The organism is Streptococcus sp. HMSC064D12 (genome assembly GCF_001837205.1).
Taxonomy (GTDB): domain Bacteria; phylum Bacillota; class Bacilli; order Lactobacillales; family Streptococcaceae; genus Streptococcus; species Streptococcus salivarius_D.
Genome location: NZ_KV831776.1, coordinates 1 through 312 on the forward strand (window position 1 = coordinate 1; position 312 = coordinate 312).

At 54.2% G+C, this 312-nt stretch carries 1 pseudogene; it reads left to right on the plus strand.

Annotated elements, in window-relative coordinates:
• Nucleotides 1–312: pseudogene (locus HMPREF2697_RS10580) on the plus strand (hypothetical protein); the annotation flags it as partial.

The window sequence follows — 312 nt, forward strand, 5'->3', positions numbered from 1 at the left end:
AAGCGCTCATGGAAGCCGACGTACTTGCTGACTCACTTGCACTCGTTGATGCGCTCATCGATGCTGAGGTACTTGCGGACTCTGAAGCACTTGTTGAAGCGCTCATCGATGCTGAGGTACTTGCAGATTCTGATGCGCTCGTTGAGGCACTCATTGACGCGGACGTACTTGCGGATTCACTCGCACTCGTTGACGCACTCATGGAAGCCGACGTACTTGCGGACTCTGAAGCACTGGTTGATGCACTCATGGAGGCGCTAGTACTTGCTGACTCACTCGCACTTGTTGAAGCGCTCATGGATGCCGACGTAC